At 64.9% G+C, this 19,398-nt stretch carries 22 protein-coding genes; 4 read left to right on the forward strand and 18 right to left on the reverse strand.

Going from position 1 to position 19,398, the window contains the following annotated elements; translation table 11 throughout:
* From GXB81_RS26330 to GXB81_RS26345, 4 genes are all read right to left on the reverse strand, one after another.
* Positions 1–682, reverse strand: a 682-nt coding sequence (locus GXB81_RS26330) for a PTS glucose transporter subunit IIA (protein WP_205990742.1), incomplete at its 3' end; no start/stop codon positions are given.
* Between the two features lie 38 nt (positions 683–720).
* Positions 721–1,737, reverse strand: a complete 1,017-nt coding sequence (locus GXB81_RS26335) for an SIS domain-containing protein (protein WP_205990743.1) — start codon at positions 1,735–1,737, stop codon at positions 721–723.
* A complete protein-coding gene (nagA, locus tag GXB81_RS26340; protein ID WP_167048390.1) occupies positions 1,721–2,824 on the reverse strand; it encodes an N-acetylglucosamine-6-phosphate deacetylase in 1,104 nt (367 codons plus the stop codon). Before nagA ends, GXB81_RS26335 begins: the two co-directional genes overlap by 17 nt.
* An 87-nt stretch (positions 2,825–2,911) precedes the next feature.
* Positions 2,912–3,646, reverse strand: coding sequence for a GntR family transcriptional regulator (locus GXB81_RS26345; RefSeq protein WP_167048392.1), 735 nt, complete (start codon positions 3,644–3,646; stop codon positions 2,912–2,914).
* 371 nt (positions 3,647–4,017) lie between these two features.
* Between GXB81_RS26345 and GXB81_RS26350 the strand changes: the two genes are divergently transcribed.
* Complete coding sequence (locus GXB81_RS26350; RefSeq protein WP_167048394.1) at positions 4,018–4,944, forward strand: bifunctional helix-turn-helix transcriptional regulator/GNAT family N-acetyltransferase; 927 nt, start codon at positions 4,018–4,020, stop codon at positions 4,942–4,944.
* Positions 4,945–5,016: 72 nt separating this feature from the next.
* Here the strand turns inward: GXB81_RS26350 and GXB81_RS26355 are convergent, their stop codons facing one another.
* The gene (locus tag GXB81_RS26355; protein WP_167048396.1) at positions 5,017–5,829 is read right to left on the reverse strand and encodes a MetQ/NlpA family ABC transporter substrate-binding protein; all 813 of its coding nucleotides are present in this window, start codon (positions 5,827–5,829) and stop codon (positions 5,017–5,019) included.
* 354 nt (positions 5,830–6,183) lie between these two features.
* Here GXB81_RS26355 and GXB81_RS26360 point away from each other — a divergent pair, with 354 nt between their 5' ends.
* Positions 6,184–6,474, forward strand: coding sequence for a YciI family protein (locus tag GXB81_RS26360; protein ID WP_167048398.1), 291 nt, complete (start codon positions 6,184–6,186; stop codon positions 6,472–6,474).
* A 153-nt stretch (positions 6,475–6,627) separates the two neighbouring features.
* Here GXB81_RS26360 and GXB81_RS26365 read toward each other — a convergent pair whose 3' ends face one another.
* The 5 genes from GXB81_RS26365 to GXB81_RS26385 all read right to left on the reverse strand — a co-directional run bounded on the left by GXB81_RS26365 (position 6,628) and on the right by GXB81_RS26385 (position 10,924).
* Positions 6,628–7,245, reverse strand: coding sequence for an SCO family protein (locus tag GXB81_RS26365; RefSeq protein ID WP_167048400.1), 618 nt, complete (start codon positions 7,243–7,245; stop codon positions 6,628–6,630).
* A 4-nt stretch (positions 7,246–7,249) separates the two neighbouring features.
* Complete coding sequence (cyoE, locus tag GXB81_RS26370; protein ID WP_205990744.1) at positions 7,250–8,155, reverse strand: heme o synthase; 906 nt, start codon at positions 8,153–8,155, stop codon at positions 7,250–7,252.
* A gap of 5 nt (positions 8,156–8,160) precedes the next feature.
* Positions 8,161–9,270 carry a COX15/CtaA family protein gene (locus GXB81_RS26375; protein WP_205990745.1) on the reverse strand — a complete coding sequence of 370 codons (1,110 nt, stop codon included), beginning with the start codon at positions 9,268–9,270 and terminating at the stop codon, positions 8,161–8,163.
* A 22-nt stretch (positions 9,271–9,292) separates the two neighbouring features.
* Positions 9,293–9,955: a cytochrome C oxidase subunit I gene (locus GXB81_RS26380; protein ID WP_346777819.1), complete on the reverse strand. Its 663-nt coding sequence runs from the start codon at positions 9,953–9,955 to the stop codon at positions 9,293–9,295.
* 252 nt (positions 9,956–10,207) lie between these two features.
* Positions 10,208–10,924: an SURF1 family protein gene (locus GXB81_RS26385; protein ID WP_205990746.1), complete on the reverse strand. Its 717-nt coding sequence runs from the start codon at positions 10,922–10,924 to the stop codon at positions 10,208–10,210.
* A 111-nt stretch (positions 10,925–11,035) separates the two neighbouring features.
* Between GXB81_RS26385 and GXB81_RS26390 the strand changes: the two genes are divergently transcribed.
* Entirely contained in the window at positions 11,036–11,245 is a 210-nt protein-coding gene (locus tag GXB81_RS26390) for a twin transmembrane helix small protein (RefSeq protein WP_008921867.1), read from the forward strand.
* A 316-nt stretch (positions 11,246–11,561) separates the two neighbouring features.
* Here GXB81_RS26390 and GXB81_RS26395 read toward each other — a convergent pair whose 3' ends face one another.
* The 8 genes from GXB81_RS26395 to GXB81_RS26425 all read right to left on the reverse strand — a co-directional run bounded on the left by GXB81_RS26395 (position 11,562) and on the right by GXB81_RS26425 (position 19,038).
* On the reverse strand, positions 11,562–12,419 hold the full coding sequence (locus tag GXB81_RS26395) for a cytochrome c oxidase subunit 3 (RefSeq protein WP_167048410.1): 858 nt from the start codon (positions 12,417–12,419) through the stop codon (positions 11,562–11,564).
* A 110-nt stretch (positions 12,420–12,529) separates the two neighbouring features.
* Entirely contained in the window at positions 12,530–12,739 is a 210-nt protein-coding gene (locus tag GXB81_RS26400) for a DUF2970 domain-containing protein (protein ID WP_167048412.1), read from the reverse strand.
* A gap of 43 nt (positions 12,740–12,782) precedes the next feature.
* Positions 12,783–13,397, reverse strand: a complete 615-nt coding sequence (locus tag GXB81_RS26405) for a cytochrome c oxidase assembly protein (RefSeq protein WP_205990747.1) — start codon at positions 13,395–13,397, stop codon at positions 12,783–12,785.
* Between the two features lie 69 nt (positions 13,398–13,466).
* On the reverse strand, positions 13,467–13,601 hold the full coding sequence (locus tag GXB81_RS31625; protein WP_240159255.1) for a cytochrome oxidase small assembly protein: 135 nt from the start codon (positions 13,599–13,601) through the stop codon (positions 13,467–13,469).
* A 117-nt stretch (positions 13,602–13,718) separates the two neighbouring features.
* Positions 13,719–15,332, reverse strand: coding sequence for a cytochrome c oxidase subunit I (gene ctaD, locus GXB81_RS26410; RefSeq protein WP_167048415.1), 1,614 nt, complete (start codon positions 15,330–15,332; stop codon positions 13,719–13,721).
* A 44-nt stretch (positions 15,333–15,376) separates the two neighbouring features.
* Entirely contained in the window at positions 15,377–16,990 is a 1,614-nt protein-coding gene (gene coxB / locus GXB81_RS26415) for a cytochrome c oxidase subunit II (protein ID WP_205990748.1), read from the reverse strand.
* A gap of 68 nt (positions 16,991–17,058) precedes the next feature.
* Positions 17,059–17,535, reverse strand: a complete 477-nt coding sequence (locus tag GXB81_RS26420; protein ID WP_167048465.1) for a DUF2244 domain-containing protein — start codon at positions 17,533–17,535, stop codon at positions 17,059–17,061.
* 537 nt (positions 17,536–18,072) lie between these two features.
* Positions 18,073–19,038, reverse strand: coding sequence for a methyltransferase domain-containing protein (locus GXB81_RS26425; protein ID WP_167048419.1), 966 nt, complete (start codon positions 19,036–19,038; stop codon positions 18,073–18,075).
* Between the two features lie 83 nt (positions 19,039–19,121).
* Here GXB81_RS26425 and GXB81_RS31630 point away from each other — a divergent pair.
* The coding region (locus GXB81_RS31630; protein ID WP_346777820.1) for a double zinc ribbon domain-containing protein at positions 19,122–19,398 on the forward strand (277 nt) is incomplete at its 3' end.

The following is a 19,398-nucleotide window of genomic DNA, read 5'->3' on the forward strand; positions in this document are numbered from 1 at the left end:
CGAGCAGGCCGACCACGCTTTCGATCGCCGCCTTGCGGCCTTCGTAACGCACCTCGACACGCGCATCGAAACCGCGCGCCGCTTCTCGCGCTCGCGCGGCCGGCCGCGCATGCAGACCGCCCGCGTGCGTCAGCGTGATCTGGCGACGTGCTTCGGTCTCGACCTGGGCGGCACTCGCCTCGCGCACGGCCTCGGTGTTCACGCCGTCGCGCGCGCGCAGCACCAGCAGCGGCGTTTCGCCGGCCTTCACCGGGCCTGCCGGCGCGCGCTCGATCACCTCGAACGCATCCGAATTGGCGATCGCGATCACCGAGACGAGGCTCGGCGCATTGAGCGCGATCTGGTCCTGATCAAACTCGATCAGCACGTCGCCGGCATGCACGTGCGCGCCCTGCTCGACCATCGGCGCAAACCCCTTGCCGTTCAGCCCAACCGTATCGATGCCGATATGCAGCAGAATTTCCGCGCCCTCGGCGCTCGCGAGCGTGACCGCGTGGCCGGTGCGCGCGAGATGCGTGACGACGCCGTCGCACGGCGCGACCAGGCGACCTTCCAGCGGATCGATGCCGATGCCGTCACCGAACATGCCGCCCGAAAACACCGGGTCCGGCACGTTCTCAAGCGGCACGACCGGACCGGTCAGCGGTGCGAGCAAAACAATGTGATCTTCGGAATGACTCATGAGGCTGGACTTTTCGACACGTCGCATCTGCATTCTCGTCAGTGAGTTTCGGTGACTTTGTTGAGATGGCGCGGCGCATCGGGATTGCGCCCGCGCGCGGCGGCAAGGTCCGCGGCCATCACGTAAAAGGACAGGATCGCGGCGATCGGATCGAGCGCCGCGTGTGCGGTTGAAACAAGCGGCAGCGACGCGTCGGCCACGTCGTCGGGCGCGGCGAGCAGCACGCGCGCGCCGCGCGCGCGCATGTCGTGCGCGAGTTGCAGGAGGCCCGCCTGCTCCGGTCCGCGCGGCGCGAACACGAGCAGCGGATAGTCGCGATCGATCAGCTCCATCGGACCGTGACGCACTTCCGCGCTCGAAAACGCTTCGGCCTGGATGCCCGAGGTTTCCTTCAGCTTCAGCGCGGCTTCCTGCGCGATCGCGAGACCGAGGCCCCGGCCGATCACGATCATCCGTTCGATGCCGCGCAGTTCGTTCACGGCCATCGACCAGTCGAGCCGGCCCGCGCGCTCCAGCGCCTCGGGCAGCGTGTTCAGCGCGCCGAGCAGTTCGGCGTCGTTCTGCCAATGCGCGACCAGTTGCGCGGAAATCGACAGCATCGCGATATAGCTCTTGGTCGCGGCGACGCTCAGTTCGGGACCGGCGACGAGCGGCAGATGCCACTCGCACGCATCCGCGAGCGGCGACGCCGGCGCGTTCACGGCGGCGACCGTCAACGCCCCAGCATTGCGCAACGCGTTCATCGTGCCGACAAGGTCCGGGCTCTTGCCCGATTGCGAGAACGCGAGCGCAAGCTGGTCGCGCACCTGCAACGGCGCCTGCTGCAACGTCGCGACCGACATCGGCAGCGACGCGACCGGCACGCCGAGGCGGCTCATCGTCAGCGAGGCAAAGTAACTGGCGGCGTGGTCCGAACTGCCGCGCGCGACCGTCAATGCGACGTGGCGCGGCTGTTGCGCGAGCGTCGCGGCGAGCGCCGCGACGCGCGAGGTGTCCTCGAGTTGCGCGGCGACCGTCCCGGCGGACGCGAGCGCTTCTTTAAGCATATTCGACAATGGCTTCTCCTTCGACGTAAGTCGCGGTCAAGGTCAGTTCGCGATCGAACACGACCACGTCGGCCCACGCGCCGCGCGCGATACGGCCGCGGTCTTCGATGCCGAGATAGTCGGCGGCATAGCGCGACAAACGGTGTGATACATCGGCGATCGGCAAGCCGATCGAAACAAGATTGCGCAGCGCCTGATCCATCGTCAGCGTGCTGCCCGCAAGCGTGCCGTCGGCGAGACGCACGCCGCCCAGGCACTTGGTCACGTGCTGGCTGCCGAGGCGGTATTCGCCGTCGGGCATGCCGGTGGCCGAGGTGCTGTCCGTCACCACGTAGAGACGCGGAATCGCACGCAGCGCGGCGCGGATCGCGCCCGGATGGACGTGCAGCAGATCGGGAATGATTTCGGCGTATTCGGCATGCGCGAGCGCCGCGCCGACGAGGCCGGGGTTGCGGTGATGCAGCGGCGACATCGCGTTGAACAGGTGCGTGAAGCCGCACGCGCCGTGCTTGAGCGCGGCGACGGCGTCGTCGTAGGTGCCGAGCGAATGGCCGAGCTGCACGCGCACGCCGCGCGCCGCCATCTCGGAGATGATCTCCATATGGCCGGCGATTTCGGGTGCGAGCGTGACGACGCGAATCGGTGCGATCGACAGATACTTGAGCACCTCGTCCATCACCGCCGACACGGCCGCGTCCGGCTGCGCGCCGAGCTTGCCGGGGTTGATGTACGGCCCTTCCAGATGCACCCCGAGCACGCGCGCGCCGCCCGGCGTGCGCACCCGCGTGACGTTGCCGAGCCCGGCGACCACGCTCATCAGCTCCTCGCGCGGCGCGGTCATCGTGGTCGCGAGCAGGCTCGTCGTGCCGTGGCGCGCATGCGTGCGCGTGATCGTTTCGATCGCGTCGCCGGCTTCCATCACGTCGGAGCCGCCGCCGCCGTGCACGTGCAGGTCGATGAAGCCAGGCAGGATGTAGGGCGCGTCGTTCGTCGACGGATCGGCGCGCTCGCCGGTCAGTGCCGTGATACGGCCGTTTTCGTATTCGAGCGTGCCGTGAATCCACCCGTCGGTGGTGAGTATGTTTCCGGTCAGCATGAGTCTCTCTGGTGCGTGATACGTATGCAGCAAATTCGTGTGCCCCGGCTCGCGGCCCTAGCAAGCCCCGCCGCCCGGATACGCGCTTCAGGTGCGCAGTTCGGCGACGAAGTCGTAGTAGTCGTCGCGACAATAGGTGTCGGTCAGTTCGATCGCGCGCTGGTCCGCGCTATAGCCGATGCGCGTAATGACCAGCAGCGCCGTGCGCGATTCGATGTCCATCAGCGCGGCGATTTCGCTCGACGCGTTGACCGCGCGGAAGTGCTGCAACGCGCGCACGACCGCCACGCCGTGCTGCTCCAGATAGCTGTAGAGCGAATCGCCGATCGCCTGCGGGTCGGGCACGATCGCGACCGGCAGCGCCGAATGCTCGACCGCCATCACGATGCCGTCCGCGCGCCGCAGCCGCCGCAGGCTCGTGACGGCCGCCCCCGGCGACAGGCCCAGGTGCAGCAGTTCGTCGCGATTGGCAGCGCGCACGTCGCGCTCGAGCCACACCGAATCCGGACGGAAACCGCGCTGCTGCATCTTCTTCGTGAAGCCGGTGAGACGCGACAGCGGGTCTTCGACGCGCGGCGTGATGAAGCTGCCCGCGCCGCGCGAACGCCGGATCAGGCCCTGCTCGACCAGCAGCTCGATCGCCTTGCGCGCGGTAATGCGCGACACGCCGATCGCATCCGACAAGGTGCGTTCCGACGGCAGCGCCTCGCCGGCCGACCAGACGCCGCAATGGATCGCCGTCGTCAGGTTGCGCGCGAGCTGCAGGTAGAGCGGTGTGACGTTGTGCACGTCAGGCATCAATGCGGACCAGCGAGTTTCCATGGGGCTCCAGGAGACGCCGCGAGCAGTGCGGCCCGGAAAAATGAGAGCCCATTATATAACCAACATAATACCAGTCAATTAATTGGTCCCATGCTGGTATAGTACGCGGCAAAGCCTTGTCGGATAAGGCTCAAAGGCCAATTGGAACGGTGTTTCGAGACGAATTGGGAGATCGGGATTTACCCGTATCCGGTGGCTGGAACCATACCAGCGGATGCTTACCTGACTTTCGCCGGGCTCGAAAAAGCAGTCTGATCGATACCTGTTTAATACCAGTTTCGATCCACCCGTGGCGTGACAGCTTTGCTCGCCGCGGGCGTTCCAATATAGTGGCCGTGTACCAATCCCAAAAAGGTCCCGGGGAGCCGCACTTGACAGATTCCGAGGCGCAGCGGCGCGCTCACGCCGTCCGCCATTTCAATCGCTTCTATACCCTGTACATTGGCGCCCTGCATGAGCGCCTGACGAAAAGCGGGTTCTCGCTGACCGAGGTACGCGTGCTTCACGAGCTTTCTCGCGAACACACGCAAACCGCGTCGGCGCTGAGCCGCGCGCTCGGTCTCGACAGTGGCTATCTGAGCCGCCTGCTGACCAGTTTCGAACGGCGCAATCTGATTACGCGCCGCCCATCCGACACCGACGCGCGCCAGTCGCTGATCGCGCTCACCGAGCACGGCCATGCGACCTACGCGCCGCTCGACGCCGCCGCCACGCAGGACGCGCTGGCCCTGCTCGACCGGCTCGACATGCACTCGCAGCAGCAACTGATTGGCGCGATGAGGCTGATCGAGCGCCTGCTGCGCGAGCGGCCCAGGCACGAACTCGTCGTGCTGCGCCCGCCGCACGCCGGCGAATGCGGCTGGCTCGTGCATCGGCAGGCCCAGTGGTTCGCCGCGCAATACGGCTGGGATCAGACATTCGAAGGATTGCTCGCGCGGGTGGTCGCCGAGTACGCGCAGCGCAACGATCCGCTGCGCGAGCAATGCTGGATCGCCGAACAGGACGGTCTCGTGACCGGCTCGGCATGCATCGTCGGCGTATCGACGACGGTGGCGAGCGTGCGTTTGCTGTGGGTCGAACCGGACATGCGGCGCTTCGGCATCGGCACTCAGCTGCTCAGCGAATGCGTGCGTTTCGCGCGACGGGCCGGTTATACGAAACTCACGCTCGCCACCGCGAGCGCGTTGGCGGAACCGCGGCGGCTCTGCGAGCGCATGGGCTTCGTGCTGACCAGTGCCGTGGACACGCACCGTTTCGGCCGCGATCTGACGCTCGAACGATGGGAGCTGGAGCTCTAGCCACGGCCGCAAAAGAAAAGGCGCGGCACGACCAGTGTCGCGCCGCGCCTCGCCAGGCCGGAGATGCGTCGCTTAGAACGACGGCACCATCGAGCCCTTGAACTGCGTCTTGATGAACTGGCGCACGTCTTCCGACTGATATGCCGCGACCAGCTTCTTGACCCACGGCTGATCCTTGTCCTTAGCGCGCACCGCGATCAGGTTCGCGTAGGGGCTGTGGATGTCTTCGAGCGCGATCGCGTCTTTGGTCGGCTGAAGGCCGGCGGCCAGCGCGAAGTTCGTGTTGATGACGGCGGCGTCGACGTCCGCGAGCGAGCGCGGCAGTTGCGCGGCGTCGAGTTCGACGAACTTGATCTTCTTCGGATTGTCGACGACGTCGAGCGGCGTCGCGTTATTGCCGCCCGTGGCCGAGCCGTCCTTCAGCTTGATCAGGCCTTGCGATTGCAGCAGCAACAGCGCGCGGTTTTCGTTCGACGGATCGTTCGGCACCGCGATCTTCGCGCCCTGCGGCAGATCCTTCAGCGATTTGAGCTTCTTCGAATACGCGCCGAGCGGCGAGATATAGGTGAGACCCGCGCTGACGAGCTTGTAGCCACGCTGCTTGATCTGACTGTCGAGGTACGGCTGGTGCTGGAAGCTGTTGGCGTCGAGGTCGCCTGCGTCGAGCGCGGCGTTCGGCTGGATGTAGTCGTTGAATTCGATGACCTTCACGTTCAGGCCTTCCCGCTTCGCGACCTTGGTGACGACTTCCCAGACCTGCGCGTCCGGACCGCCGATCGTGCCGACCTTGATGACCTTGTCGTCGGCGTGGGCGCCGAGGCTGGTCAGGAATGCCGCGCCGGCGACGACCGCGGTGAGAGCTTTGAGGATGTTTCTGCGCTGCATGGGGTTCTCGCTGTTGCTGTTCGGTTCTCTGACCGGTGTCAGATCCGGATGAAAGACGGGCGATGCACCGGCCCTTGCGGGCGCGTCGCCGACGAAACCCGGAATGGTCTCATATGGCCGCGGGGTTGGGAAATACCCTGATCGCATATGGTTATGCGGCGGTGCGCCGGGCGGGTTGGCGGCGAGAGGCTGGCGTGCGTGAAATGCGCGTGGCGAGGCGGTGAGTAGCCGATAATTCAAGGCCGTGGCCGCGAATGTGCGCGCAAATGCGCACCGTCATCGTGACGAACTCGTTGCGAACATGCGCCAGCCCGACGCGAGCGGCCCGACTCCATTGCCTGTTGCAAGAACCTCATGTACGTCATCAACCTGATCTACACCGCCCCGCTCGACCGTATCGACGACGCGCTCGACGCGCATCGCGCCTTCCTCGCCCGGCAGTTCGACGCGGGCATCTTCGTCGCGGCCGGGCCGAAGGTGCCGCGCGACGGCGGCATCATCCTCGCGGTGCGCATCGACCGGGACAGGCTGGAGCGGATTCTCGCGAGCGATCCGTTCGCCGAGCAGAAGCTCGCGCGCTACGAGGTGACGGAGTTCAAGACGACGCGTCTCGCGCCGGGGATCAACTTCCCGGTACCGGACTGAGCGTTACGTGGAAGGGATCGCCGGGCAGGCGCGAGGGGTGCATGAGAAGCTCATGAAGGGCACATGAGCGCTGCACGAACGGTTCGCACAGGAAGCGGCGCCGCATCACGCGCGATGTCGCCGCCCACCCCGCCGCTGCCTCGACGTATGGCCTCAGTCGAGCAGCAGCTTGATGTCGTGCACCCACGGCGTCGCACCCTGACCGTCGCGCGCGAACAGACGCAGCTTGCCGTCCGTGTCGAACACGTAGCTCGCGGCCGTGTGGTCCATCGTGTAGCTGTCGGGCGTCTTGCCCGGCACCTTCGCGTAGTAGACGCGGAAGGCCTTCGCGACCTTGGCGAGTTGCTCCTCGCTGGCCGGACGCAGGCCGACGAAGCCCGGATCGAACGCCGACGTATATTGCGCGAGCAACTGCGGCGTATCGCGCTCGGGATCGACGGTGACGAACAGCACCTGCACGCGCTTCGCGTCTTCCGGACCGAGCTGCTGCAACGCCTGCGACAGTTCGGCCATCGTCGTCGGGCAGACGTCGGGGCAATGCGTGTAGCCGAAGAACAGCACCACGACCTTGCCCTTGTAGTCCGCGAGCGTGCGGATCTTGCCCGAGGTATCGGGCAACGAGAAATCGCTCGCGAATTGCGTGTTGCCGGTGATGTCGACATTCGAGAAGGCGGGCGGCTGCTTGCCGCAACCCGCCGCGAGCAGCATGCCGCCGAGCGCGCAGGCCATCGCAGCGGCGCGCGCGACGCGCGCAAAGCGGTTCTTGAACATGGTGTTACGCGCCGATCACGACGCGCGCATAGTGGTCGATCAGTAGCGCGGCGAACAGCAGCGACAGATAGACGATCGAGTAACGAAAGGTTCTGCGCGCGAGATCGTCCGAATACGCCCGGTAGATCTTCCACGCATAGGCGAGAAACACGGCGCCTAGCAGCACCGCCGACGCGAGATACACAACGCCGCTCATGCCGGAGATGAACGGCATGAGCGTGACCGCGAACAGGATCACCGTGTAAAGCAGGATATGCAGGCGCGTGTACTGTTCGCCGTGCGTGTTCGGCAGCATCGGCAGGCCAGCGTTTTCGTAGTCCTTGCGGCGGTAGAGCGCGAGCGCCCAGAAATGCGGCGGCGTCCACACGAAGATGATCAGCACGAGAATCCACGCGTCGCCGGGCACGTGGCCCGTGACCGCGGCCCAGCCGAGCGCCGGCGGCATCGCGCCCGAGGCGCCGCCGATCACGATGTTCTGCGGCGTGGCCGGCTTCAGCAACAGCGTATAGATGACCGCATAGCCGACGAAGGTGGCGAGCGTCAGCCACATGGTCAGCGGATTGGCGAACGTGTACAGCGTCCACATGCCGAGGCCGCCGAGTACGGCCGAGAACAGCAGGATCTGCGGAGTCGTGATTTCGCCGCGCGCGGACGGGCGCCACGAGGTGCGGCGCATCTTGGCGTCGATCTGCTGCTCGACGAGGCAGTTGATGGCGAACGCGGCGCCGGCCAGCAGCCAGATGCCGACGGTGCCGCCGATCAGCACGGTCCACGGGACCATGCCGGGCGTCGACAGGAACATGCCGATGACGGCGCAGAACACGGCGAGTTGCGTGACGCGCGGCTTCGTCAGGGCGAGGTATTGGGAAACCCGGTTGCCGGGAGTCTGGGAGAGTGTTGTGCTGTCCATGTGGGTCACGCTGGCGCGGCATCGCGCGCTGGAAGCACGGCGCGGCCGGGACGGCTATAAGCGATTCGAAAGTTTAACATAACGAGCAGAAGCAGCAGGATCGCGGCGCCGCCATTATGGGCGACGGCAATCGGCAACGGCCACTGCAGCACGATGTTCGACAGCCCGGTGATGAACTGGATCAGCACGACGAGCAGCACGCCGTTCGCGGGCCGGCGCAGCGATTCGAAGCGGCGCATTTTCAGCGCGAACCACACGAGATAGGCGATCACGACGAACGCGAAGGTGCGGTGCGTCCAATGAATCGCGACGAGCGCGTCCTGCGTGATGACGTCGCCGTCGCCCGTCATGCCGAGCGCGCGCCACAGGTGGAAGCCGTGCGCGAAGTCCATCGGCGGAATCCATTGGCCGTTGCAGGTCGGGAAGTCGGTGCAGGCGAGCACCGCGTAATTCGTGCTGACCCAGCCGCCGAGCGCGATCTGCAGCACCAGCAGCGCGAGACCGGCCAGCGCCGCCGCGCGCCAGCGCGCGGTCTCGGGCTCATCGGCCGGCAGCGGCGTGAGCCGCGCGGCCAGCCAGCCGAGCGTGCCGAGCAGCGCAAGGCCGAGCAGCAGATGCGTCGTCACGATGACCGGTTGCAGCTTCAGCGTCACGGTCCATGCGCCGAACGCGCCCTGCACGAGAATCAGCAGCAGCAGCGAGGTCGGCCACCACGGCGACACGTGCAGCGGCCGGCGCTTGATGCGCGCGGTCCACGCGATGACCGTCTGCGCGATGATCAGCACGCCGATTGCCATCGCGAAATAGCGGTGGATCATTTCGATCCACGCCTTCGTCATGCTGACGGGCCCGGTCGGCATCGCCCGATAGGCGGCGGAAATCGCCGCGTGCGCGATGAACGGCGACGACGTGCCGTAGCAGCCGGGCCAGTCCGGGCAGCCGAGGCCCGAATCGGTGAGGCGCGTGAAGCCGCCGAACATCACCAGATCGAGCGTGAGAAAGGTGGTGAGCCAGACCAGCTTGCGGAATTTGTTGTCGTCGGCCTTGGCCCACACGTAGGACAGCGGCAACAACGCGATACACAGGCCGATCAGAGCCAGTTGCAATACGAACATCTTTTTTACCCTGGTTGCGGCATCAGCCGATGCTCGACCATTTGAGCAGTTTGGTCACGTCACCCTTGATCTTGCTCGGGTTCGCGTCTTTCGGGAAACGCATCATCAGATTGCCGTTCGGATCGACCATGAAGATGTGGTCGGTCACTTGCGTGCCGGTGTCGACGGGCAGCCATGCGGCCACCTGCGCCGGATCGGCGATCAGCATGCTGGTGTCGGGGTAGGCCGTTTGTATCACGTCGGCGACCTTGCCTGCATCGGTGCGCAGCCACACTTCCACGACGCGCTCGCGTTCCGGGCCCTGCGCTGCGCGGATTTGCCGCATGAAGTAGAGCTTCGTGACGCACGCCTTGTCGCACGCGCTGCCGTCGACCGAGATCATCAGCCAGCGGCCGCGCAGCGATTCGAGCTTGAGCGGCTTGCCGTCCTCGCCCGTGACCACGAGCGAGCCGGGGATCGGCCGCTGCGGCTCGATCAGCGTGCCGTAGCTCGTGCTGCCGCCGGTCGGCTTGACCACGTAGTACATGAAATACGACACGGCGATCGGCGCCGCGCCGATGATTACCAGCAGCAGCAGAATCCAGCGGCCGCGCCGCCACGAGCCCGGACCGTTCGGTTGACCGGGGATCGCTTTCGCGGCAGCGGGATGGCCGCCGCGCGGCGAACGGGGGGTTTGAGTCGACACTGCAGGACCTCTTCTGTTTCAATGATTTCGCAGTTTGCCCGGGCTGGTCATCGCGGAGTTGTCCGGCACCGGCGGCCGTCCCGGCCGGGCGGGGACGGTGCGCTTGCTCGGCGCTTGCCCCGCCTTTGCTTCACCTTTACTCCGCCTTTACCGCACGCGGGCTTCGCTCGCGCCCCGCTGCGGCCACGCGCCCCGCCACCTCGGACGCGCTTCTTTTCGCCCCGGCTACCCGAGCGCAGCGCGTACGCCACGCTACGTACCCGGCGCGTGCTCCTTTCGCGCCGCGCGACGCGCGGCGTACAAACCAAACCCGAGCGCCGCGACGGCCATGCCCCACCACTGGAACATGTAGCCGTAGTTGCGCTCGACGCCGGTGGTCGGCGCGGGCCAGTCGCGCACCAGCTTGTCGCCATCGTCGCTCGTTTGCTGGATCACGAACGATTGCAGCGGCAGCCCGGTTTCCGCAGCATACGCGGCGACCTCGAGATTCTGCCGGATCAGTTGATGCGCGGCCGAACCGCCCTGCCCCAACTCGAACGCGCGCGACGCATCGGCCCGCGCGATCCCCTCGATCTCGACCTCGCCTTGCGGCGTCGCGTACGGCGCGATGGTCTCGCGATTGCTCATGTTGCGCGGCAGCCAGCCGCGATTGACCAGCACGTAGCCGCCGTCGTCCAGTTTAAAAGGCATGACGACATAGAAGCCCGGCTGATCGTTATACGGACGATTATCGAGGTATACGACCTTGTCCGCGACGAAACTGCCACGCGCCTTCACGCGATGAAATTCGATGTCCTTCAGCGCGAGCGGCGCGGCGCTCACCGGCAATGCAGGTGCGTTTTCGAATTGCGTGATGCGCGCCTCGAGCGCTTCCTTCTGATGCGCGCGGTCGCGTTGCCAGAAGCCGAGCCGCACCGTCACGACGACGACCAGCAGGATCAGCAGCGCGGGAATCAGGCGAAACTTCATTGCATGCGCTCCGGCGATGTGTCGCGAGTCACCGGCAAGCCCCGGCGAATGCCCGCATGCGGTGCGATAATGTCTGTCTTGCCACTGCGCTTTCCCGTTTCAGTTGGTTCCATGCACATTATCGTTCCCATCGCCTTTGCTCTGATCATCGCCAGCATGGTGTCGGCGCTGTATTTCATGATGCACGACAAAGGCAAGACCAAGCGGATGGTCTGGTCGCTCGCCACGCGAGTAGGCCTGTCGATTTCGCTGTTCCTGTTCATCCTGTTCGCGCACTGGATGGGCTGGATCCAGTCGACCGGTATTCCGTACGGGCGCTGAGCCTCGCCGGCCCAAACCGGCGTAGTGTGAACCGCTCATACGCCAGCGCCTGATCTGCCGGGGCTGCTTCGCGCAAGCGGGTTCGCCGATCCTACGCATCGACTCCGGGCCTTGAACCCGGCGCTTCAGGTTTCGGACCGCTCAGGCCACGAACGTCAGCGATACATTTTCCGCACCGCCAAACAAAACGCCGCCCTGACAGGTCGAGGGCGGCGCTGCACAGATCCTTGCCTACTGCTCGTGCGCGCCGCCCGATGGACGTTGCGCCAACGGCCCGCGCACATCCGGCCAAGCGGTATGCGCGAGCCCGACTGCGTTACAGCCAGTACACGACGACGTACAGACCGAGCCACACGACGTCGACGAAGTGCCAGTACCAGGCCGCGCCTTCGAACGCGAAGTGATGTTCGGGCGTGAAGTGGCCGCGAATCAGACGCACCAGCACCACCGCGAGCATCGTGCCGCCGAGGAACACGTGGAAGCCGTGGAAGCCCGTCAGCAGGAAGAACGTCGAACCGTAGATGCCCGAGGCGAGCGTCAGATTCAGTTCGTTGTACGCGTGGAAATATTCGAAGCCCTGCAGGAACAGGAAGCACACGCCAAACACGAGCGTCGCGGCCAGCCAGGCGATCGCCTTCTTGCGATGGTTGTCGCGCAGCGCATGGTGCGAAACCGTCAGCGTCGCTCCCGAGGACAGCAGCAGTGCCGTGTTGATGGTCGGCACCGGCCACGGCTGCATCGACTTGTAGGTCGACACCAGGTTCGCGGGACCGTTGTTCGGCCACACCGCCGAGAAATCCGGCCAGATCAGCTTGAAGTCGAGGCTGCCCAACTGATGCAGCGCGATTTCACGCGCATAGAAGAGCGCGCCGAAGAAAGCGCCGAAGAACATCACTTCGGAGAAGATGAACCAGCTCATGCTCCAGCGGTACGAGCGGTCGACGTTCTTGCCGTACATGCCGCCTTCCGATTCGGCGATCGCGTCGCCGAACCAGTGCCACAGCGTAAAGAGCAGCCACAGCAAACCGACGAGCACGCCGAGCGGCGCCCACGTGTGTTCGTTGATCCAGGCCGCAAGCGATCCGAGCATGACCAGCAATCCGGCAGCGGCGCTGATCGGATGCCGCGACGGATGCGGTACGAAATAGTACGGGCTCTCGTTTTGACCGCTCATTCTTGATTCTCCACTTCAGTCCAGTTGTTCCGGAATCTCCGGCTGTATCTTCGGCGGCGCGTCGATACCGCACCGCTTCTCTCTAATTCGTGGGCTTCGCTGCCGTTGCCCTACCCGACGACCGCATGCACGACGAGAATCAGCACACCGATCAAAATCGCCGCGCCGATCAACGCCGCCACGATCACATGCAGCGGATTGAGTTGCGTGGCATCCGCTTCCAGATCGCGGCGCCTGCGCACGCCGAAAAACGACCAGAACACAGCACGCATCGACTGACCGAAACTGCTCTTGCGCGGGCTGCCGCCGTTATCGCTCATCTCACCTCGTCCTTCATCTGCGGCTTGCGCCGTCGCACCCGCATCAGACCGGCTTCGCGGCAGTGGCCTTCGCGTCCGCCTTCGGCGCCGCGTCGTCCGTGCTCGCCGCCGCCGGCGTATTCAATTCGAAGAACGTGTACGACAGCGTGATCGTTTTCACATCCTTCGGCAACTTCGGATCGACCACGAACACCACCGGCATCCGCTTGCTCTCGCTTGCGTTCAACGTCTGCTGCGTGAAGCAGAAACACTCGATCTTCCTGAAGTACTCGGTCGCCTGCTTCGGCGCGTAGCTCGGAATGGCTTGCGCGTGAATCGTGCGCGCCTGTTCGTTGCTCACGTCGTACATCACCGTCGTCACTTCGCCCGGATGCACGTCGAGGCTACGCTGCTCCGGCCTGAAACCGAGCGGACCGCGCGCGTTCGCATCGAATTCGATCGAAATCGTGCGGCTCATGTCGACCTGCGTATTCTTCGCCTCGCGCACCGAAACATCGCGCTGCACGAGGTTGTTGATGCCGGTCACCTGGCAGATCGCGCGATACATCGGCACCAGCGCGAAACCGAAACCGAACATCATCACGGCGACGACGAACAGCTTGACCAGCATCGAACGGTTGAAAGAGCGGTCGGCCGGAGCCGGCGTTTGCGTCGACATTCGAATCCTCAACAAACCTGCAAGCAGACTTCAGCGGCCGCGGCCGTCAGCCTGCGCCCACCCACACCGTCAGCTAAACCAGCACTGCTTGACGATGACGCTCACGAAAAACAGCGCCGCGACCGCGAACATCACCAACCCTATCCGCCTGTTGCCCGCGCGAATCTGCTCCGGCGTACGTCTTCCCTCTGGATTGCGCGTCATGCTCGATTGTCTGAATACGGTTCGTCACTGACGAGGCCGCCCACATGGCGGCCTCACGAAGCGCCGGGTTCCAGAGCGGCATGCCGCGCCGCCGGAATCCGGCACTTCGGAAGAGGCTTACTCGACGGTCGGCGGATGCTCGAACGTATGGAACGGTGCCGGGCTCGGCACGGTCCACTCGAGACCCGTTGCGCCGTCCCACGGCTTGTCGCCCGCTTCCACGTGCTCGCCACCGCCACGGTAAGCCGGCAGCGCCACCGCGAACAGGAAGTACACCTGCGAGAGACCGAAGCCGAACGCGCCGATCGAGATGACCTGGTTCCAGTCGGTGAACTGCGCCGGGTAGTCAGCATAACGACGCGGCATGCCCGCGAGACCGACGAAGTGCATCGGCAGGAACGCGAGGTTGAAGAAGAACATCGACGCCCAGAAGTGGATCTTGCCGCGCGTTTCGTTGTACATCCAGCCGGTCCACTTCGGCGACCAGTAGTACCACCCCGAGAACAGCGCGAATAGCGACCCCGCCACCAGCACGTAATGGAAGTGCGCGACCACGAAATAAGTACCGTGATACTGGATGTCGAGCGGTGCCATCGCGAGCATCAGACCCGACAGGCCGCCGAACGTGAACACGATCAGGAAGCCCACCGCGAACAGCATCGGCGTTTCGAAGGAGAGCGAACCGCGCCACATCGTCGCGACCCAGTTGAACACCTTCACGCCGGTCGGCACCGCGATCAGCATCGTCGCGTACATGAAGAACAGCTGGCCCGTCACCGGCATGCCGGTCACGAACATGTGGTGTGCCCAGACCATGAACGACAGGATCGCGATCGACGCCGTTGCGTACACCATCGAGCTATAGCCGAACAGCGGCTTGCGCGAGAACGCCGGGATCACCTGCGAGACGATCCCGAACGCCGGCAAGATCATGATGTACACCTCGGGGTGCCCGAAGAACCAGAAGATGTGCTGGTACATGACCGGGTCGCCGCCGCCCGCCGCGTTGAAGAACGACGTGCCGAAGTGGCGGTCGAACAGCACCATCGTGATCGCGCCCGCCAGAACCGGCATCACGGCGATCAGCAGGTACGCGGTGATGAGCCAGGTCCACACGAACATCGGCATCTTCATCAGCGTCAAGCCGGGTGCGCGCATGTTCAGGATCGTCACGACGATGTTGATACCGCCCATGATCGACGACGCACCCATCAGGTGGATCGCGAAAATCGCGAAGTCCATGCCCGGGCCCATCTGCGTGGAAAGCGGTGCGTAGAGCGTCCAGCCCGCGGCGGTCGCGCCGCCCGGCGCGAAGAACGAGCCGACCAGCAGCACGGCCGCGACCGGCAGCAGCCAGAAGCTGAAGTTGTTCATGCGCGCGAAGGCCATGTCCGACGCGCCGATCTGCAGCGGCACCATCCAGTTCGCGAAGCCGACGAAGGCCGGCATGATCGCGCCGAACACCATGATCAGCCCGTGCATGGTGGTCAACTGGTTGAAGAACTCGGGACGCATGATCTGCAGACCCGGCTCGAACAGCTCGGCACGGATCATCAGCGCCATCACGCCCCCGGACAGGAACATGGTGAACGAGAAGATCAGGTACAGCGTACCGATGTCCTTGTGGTTGGTGGCGAACAGCCAGCGGCGCCAGCCGTGCGGCGTTTCGTGGGCATGGTCGCCGTGCACGTGCTCGTGGCCCGCGACTACATCGTGTCCGATGCTAGACATGACAATCTCCTAAAGCGAATTCTGCGGTGCTGACCATGAACACGTCAGGCTGCCGGGCTGATCTGAACGCGCCGGGCTTCCTTCGCGTCGGTGCCGCCGGTGATCGTTTCCGGCTTCTTCAAAATAATATGGTCTTCGGCAATGCCGGCTGCTTTCAGTGCGTCGCGCACGGCTTGCGCACGATCCTTCGCGAGCCTCGCGTTCAGATCGGCCGAACCGGTGGCGTCGGTAAAGCCCGACAGCGTGAATTTCGCATCCGGATGCGCCTTCGCGTAGGCCGCGGCCGCCTCGACCGCCGCTTTCGCGTCGGCCGGCAGCGTGCTCTTGCCGGTCTCGAAGTAGACGTTCGCCGGCAGCGTGGCCGCCGCGCTATCCGTGGCGGCCGCTGCGTCGTTGCCCGAGGCAGCCGGCGCGGACGCCGCTTCCGCACCCGAGGCCGCGGCACCCGCGTCGGCCAGATGGTTGCCGCCTTCCGGCAGCTTGCCGTTGCGCGCGTCGGCCACCTGCTTCGGCTGGAGAATGTCGCCCGTGTGGTTGCCCCACGAGTTGCGTTCGTAGGTGATGACCGAGGCGATTTCGACGTCGTTCAGCGTCGGCGCCCACGAAGGCATGGCGTTCTTGCCCTTGAGCACGAGGCTCACGTGATCGGCGATCGGGCCGTTGGCGATCTTGCTGCCGTCGAGCGCCGGGAATACGCCCGCGCCCTTGCCGGTCGGCTGGTGGCAGACCGCGCAGTTCGCCGCGTAGACCTTGCCGCCGCGCTCCATCAGCTCGGCCATCGTGTAGGTCCTGTTCGGATCGTCCTGGCCGGCGGCCATTTTCTTCTGCTGCACCTCGACCCACTTCGCGTAGTCGTCGGCCGACAGCACCTCGACGACGACCGGCATGAACGCGTGCTCCTTGCCGCACAGTTCGGTACAGAAGCCGCGGAACGTGCCGGTGCGGTTAGCCTTGAACCACGTGTCGCGCACGAAGCCCGGGATCGCGTCCTGCTTCACGCCGAAGGCCGGCACGTACCAGGAGTGGACCACGTCGTTCGCGGTGGTGATGATGCGGATTTTCTTGTCGACGGGCACCACGAGCGGGTTGTCGACTTCCTGCAGATAGAGCGTGGAGATCGGCTCGCGGCCCTCGGTCTCGGCGCGCGGCGTGGCGAGCGTGGACAGGAAGCTGATGCCCTCGCCCGGGCCCTTCACGTAGTCGTAGCCCCACTTCCACTGGTAGCCGGTGACCTTGATCGTGAGGTCGGCGTTCGAGGTGTCCTTCATCGCGACGACGGCCTTGGTGGCGGGCAGCGCCATCAGCACGACGATGACGAACGGCACGATCGTCCAGATGATTTCGACGGTGGTGCTTTCGTGGAAATGGGATGCCTTGTGGCCTTTCGATTTGCGGTGGGCAAAGATCGAATAGAACATCACCCCGAACACGCCGACGAAAATCACCGTGCAAAGCGCCAGCATGAACATGTGCAGGCTGAACAGCTCCTCGGCGATTCTCGTTGCAGGCGGCTGGAGATTGATCGCGTTGACGGCTGGGCCGCCAGGAGCATCGCCCACTGCCAGGGCGGCACCGGCGAAAAGCAGTCCGCTCGTCGCCAGCACGCTCGTGAGCGCTCGCTTGATTGTTTTCATAGCTTCCTTACCCAAATTTTCCATTCAAACCCATCGACCCCGCTGGCAGCGTGTCTCGCGCGCCCCCTTGAACGCCGCGTGTCCGGCACTACCTAACAGCGTGCCAGCCACATCCGCAGCTCGCCTGCGAACTGCGCGCGCCGATTCTGCGCGAGATGTTGCCCGATCATGATCGTCTGCCCGCGCGAGACCAGCTTGATCTGGTCGCGCGGCGTTGCACCCGGCTCGATCCGCACCCAGCGCGGATTGAATTCGAACTGCGTAATCTGCTCGGCGCTGACCTGCTCGATCACGAGCCGGCCAGGAAACAACCGGATGCGCTCGTAATCGACAGCATGACGCGCATATATTGCAAACGCGATACCTACCGCCAGCAACTCGATTCCGGTGAACGGCAGCACCAGCCAGGCGCCGACCAGAACCAGCATGAAAGCAATTGCCAGCGAGAACAACGCAAGCGACACGTACAGGCAGACAAACTGCCGCGGCGAGATCGAACAGTTGCGCTTCATGGTCCAGTCCTTGAGGACGGGCTCCGAATCCGCCAGCAGATGATCTGATGCACCCATCGCTGCCTCCTGCGAATCGCTGCTTCCGGTCCGCCTTCTTCTACTTCCTCTACTGCCCGGATGCTTCCCGCGGCCGCCGCTTTTGCCGTGCACGCCGCGCATCTTCGCGACGACTTTCGCCACCGCTTGCGACCGCTCCAACCCCTACCGCGTCACTTCATGCTGCCGTCTTGCGCCCTCGGCTTACCGCCGCGGAGGTGGGAACTCCGGGCGACAAACTGACGCATTATAGGCGCGATCCATGGCATCCACAAGCAAGCCCCGATTGCCCCGCAAGCCAGGCGCGACAAGCCTTAGCGCCATTTTGCCCAGCCTTTTGCGGCTCTTTCGAAAGGCAAATCTCAGGCATAACAGATGTCCTCTTTACCGCGTCGGCAACCCCTCTGCAAATGGGCCAAAGCACCGGTCGACAACCGCCGCGCAACGTGCTAACGACAGGCCGGCAAGCGGCCTGTGCTCCACCGGCAAGTACAGGCAAGACGCCGGCAAGACACAGGTAAAACACAGGCAAAACGCCGCCAACGCGCCGGCCATCCGCTAACGGCGCTTGCCCGAACCGCGTCCGATGTCCTCGATGCGCACGATGCCATGGCCCTCGGCCGTGGTGCGCGGCACCGCTTTCCATGCATGCCCGTAGATCACCTCGAAGGTCAGCGCGATCGTGCCGTCGGCGCGCCGGCGCGCTTCGAGCGCCGCGAGGAGAGCCTTGTGCAGCCTGCGCGCGACGGCACCCGGCAGCGTCTCGCGCTCGAACGGATATGCGCCCCAGCGGCGCACGTCCGCGAGCAGCGACTCGGGCGACTTGTAGGTGATCGTGAGCGTTTCCTGGTCCATTACCGGAATCTCGAAGCCGGCTTCGACGAGCATGTCGCCGAGATCGTGCATGTCGACGAAGTCGATCACATGCTTGCGCGACGCGACGCCGTGCGCGGCCTCGATCTCGGCGTAGGCGCCGCGCAACTCCTTGAGCGTGTCGGGGCCGAGCGTGCTGAACATCAGCAGGCCGTTCACCTTGAGCACGCGCTGCCATTCGGGAAACACGAGATCGGGCCGCGAATGCCAGTGCAGCGCGAGATTGGACCAGATGAATTCGAATGCGCCGGCCGCGAACGGCAGCGCAGAGAAGTCGGCCTGCGCGAAGCGCGGACCGCGCGCGCCGAGCGCCTTGCCGAGCGAGGCCGGCAGGAAGCGCCGCCAGCTCGTGTCGCCGGCATCGTGACGCAGCGCGCGCCTGAGCATGCCGTGCGACAGATCGGAGCCGAACACCGGCGCCTCGGGAAAGCGCTCGCGCAAGGCGGGGATGTCTTCGCCCGCGCCGCAGCCCGCATCGAGCACGCTCGCCGGCGCCACCTTGATGTAATCGAGACGCTCGTTCATGCGTTGCGCGATCTCGCGCGGCAGGAAAGCCACCTCGTCGAAGGTTGCGGCGCGGCGGTCGAAAATACGCCTGAGGCGCCGGGAATCATAGGCCGGACGGCCAGATTGAGCGGATGTTGGGGACATGAGTGTCGTGCTGGCGTAGAGCTCGAAGTATACTCGTTCGTTTCCCGGCATTCAGCTTGAAAGGCTTTCGCAGCCGCCCACTCGTGCAATTCCAGTCATTTTCTTCGTCCTGTCGCAATCACCTCGCGCGTCTTTCGAAAGGCGCGCATTCGGCATGGCCGCGCGCGTTGCACGCGCTCTTGCCGAACCTTTGCGCGTTATGCGGCAATTTGTCGCATAAGACGTTGTGCGAGGGTTGCGACGCCGCCTACTGGAACGAAAGCCGCCTGCGCTGCACGGTCTGCGCGGTGCCGCTGCCGGCCACGCGCTGGGCCGCTCGCGCGCAGTATCGCTGCGCTGCTTGCGTGGCCGCGCCGCCGC

The sequence above is a fragment of the Paraburkholderia sp. Ac-20336 genome (genome assembly GCF_017105025.1).
Lineage (GTDB): Bacteria > Pseudomonadota > Gammaproteobacteria > Burkholderiales > Burkholderiaceae > Paraburkholderia.

Excerpts from the sequence above, each read along its gene's own strand:
- nagA (WP_167048390.1), bottom strand. The coding sequence starts at position 2,824 with ATGCTGACCGGAAACATACTCACCACCGACGGGTGGATTCACGGCACG.
- GXB81_RS26345 (WP_167048392.1), bottom strand. The coding sequence starts at position 3,646 with ATGGAAACTCGCTGGTCCGCATTGATGCCTGACGTGCACAACGTCACA.
- GXB81_RS26355 (WP_167048396.1), bottom strand. The coding sequence starts at position 5,829 with ATGCAGCGCAGAAACATCCTCAAAGCTCTCACCGCGGTCGTCGCCGGC.
- GXB81_RS26360 (WP_167048398.1), top strand. The coding sequence starts at position 6,184 with ATGTACGTCATCAACCTGATCTACACCGCCCCGCTCGACCGTATCGAC.
- GXB81_RS26365 (WP_167048400.1), bottom strand. The coding sequence starts at position 7,245 with ATGTTCAAGAACCGCTTTGCGCGCGTCGCGCGCGCCGCTGCGATGGCC.
- cyoE (WP_205990744.1), bottom strand. The coding sequence starts at position 8,155 with ATGGACAGCACAACACTCTCCCAGACTCCCGGCAACCGGGTTTCCCAA.
- GXB81_RS26375 (WP_205990745.1), bottom strand. The coding sequence starts at position 9,270 with ATGTTCGTATTGCAACTGGCTCTGATCGGCCTGTGTATCGCGTTGTTG.
- GXB81_RS26385 (WP_205990746.1), bottom strand. The coding sequence starts at position 10,924 with ATGAAGTTTCGCCTGATTCCCGCGCTGCTGATCCTGCTGGTCGTCGTC.
- GXB81_RS26390 (WP_008921867.1), top strand. The coding sequence starts at position 11,036 with ATGCACATTATCGTTCCCATCGCCTTTGCTCTGATCATCGCCAGCATG.
- GXB81_RS26395 (WP_167048410.1), bottom strand. The coding sequence starts at position 12,419 with ATGAGCGGTCAAAACGAGAGCCCGTACTATTTCGTACCGCATCCGTCG.
- GXB81_RS26400 (WP_167048412.1), bottom strand. The coding sequence starts at position 12,739 with ATGAGCGATAACGGCGGCAGCCCGCGCAAGAGCAGTTTCGGTCAGTCG.
- GXB81_RS26405 (WP_205990747.1), bottom strand. The coding sequence starts at position 13,397 with ATGTCGACGCAAACGCCGGCTCCGGCCGACCGCTCTTTCAACCGTTCG.
- GXB81_RS31625 (WP_240159255.1), bottom strand. The coding sequence starts at position 13,601 with ATGACGCGCAATCCAGAGGGAAGACGTACGCCGGAGCAGATTCGCGCG.
- ctaD (WP_167048415.1), bottom strand. The coding sequence starts at position 15,332 with ATGTCTAGCATCGGACACGATGTAGTCGCGGGCCACGAGCACGTGCAC.
- coxB (WP_205990748.1), bottom strand. The coding sequence starts at position 16,990 with ATGGAAAATTTGGGTAAGGAAGCTATGAAAACAATCAAGCGAGCGCTC.
- GXB81_RS26420 (WP_167048465.1), bottom strand. The coding sequence starts at position 17,535 with ATGGGTGCATCAGATCATCTGCTGGCGGATTCGGAGCCCGTCCTCAAG.
- GXB81_RS26425 (WP_167048419.1), bottom strand. The coding sequence starts at position 19,038 with ATGTCCCCAACATCCGCTCAATCTGGCCGTCCGGCCTATGATTCCCGG.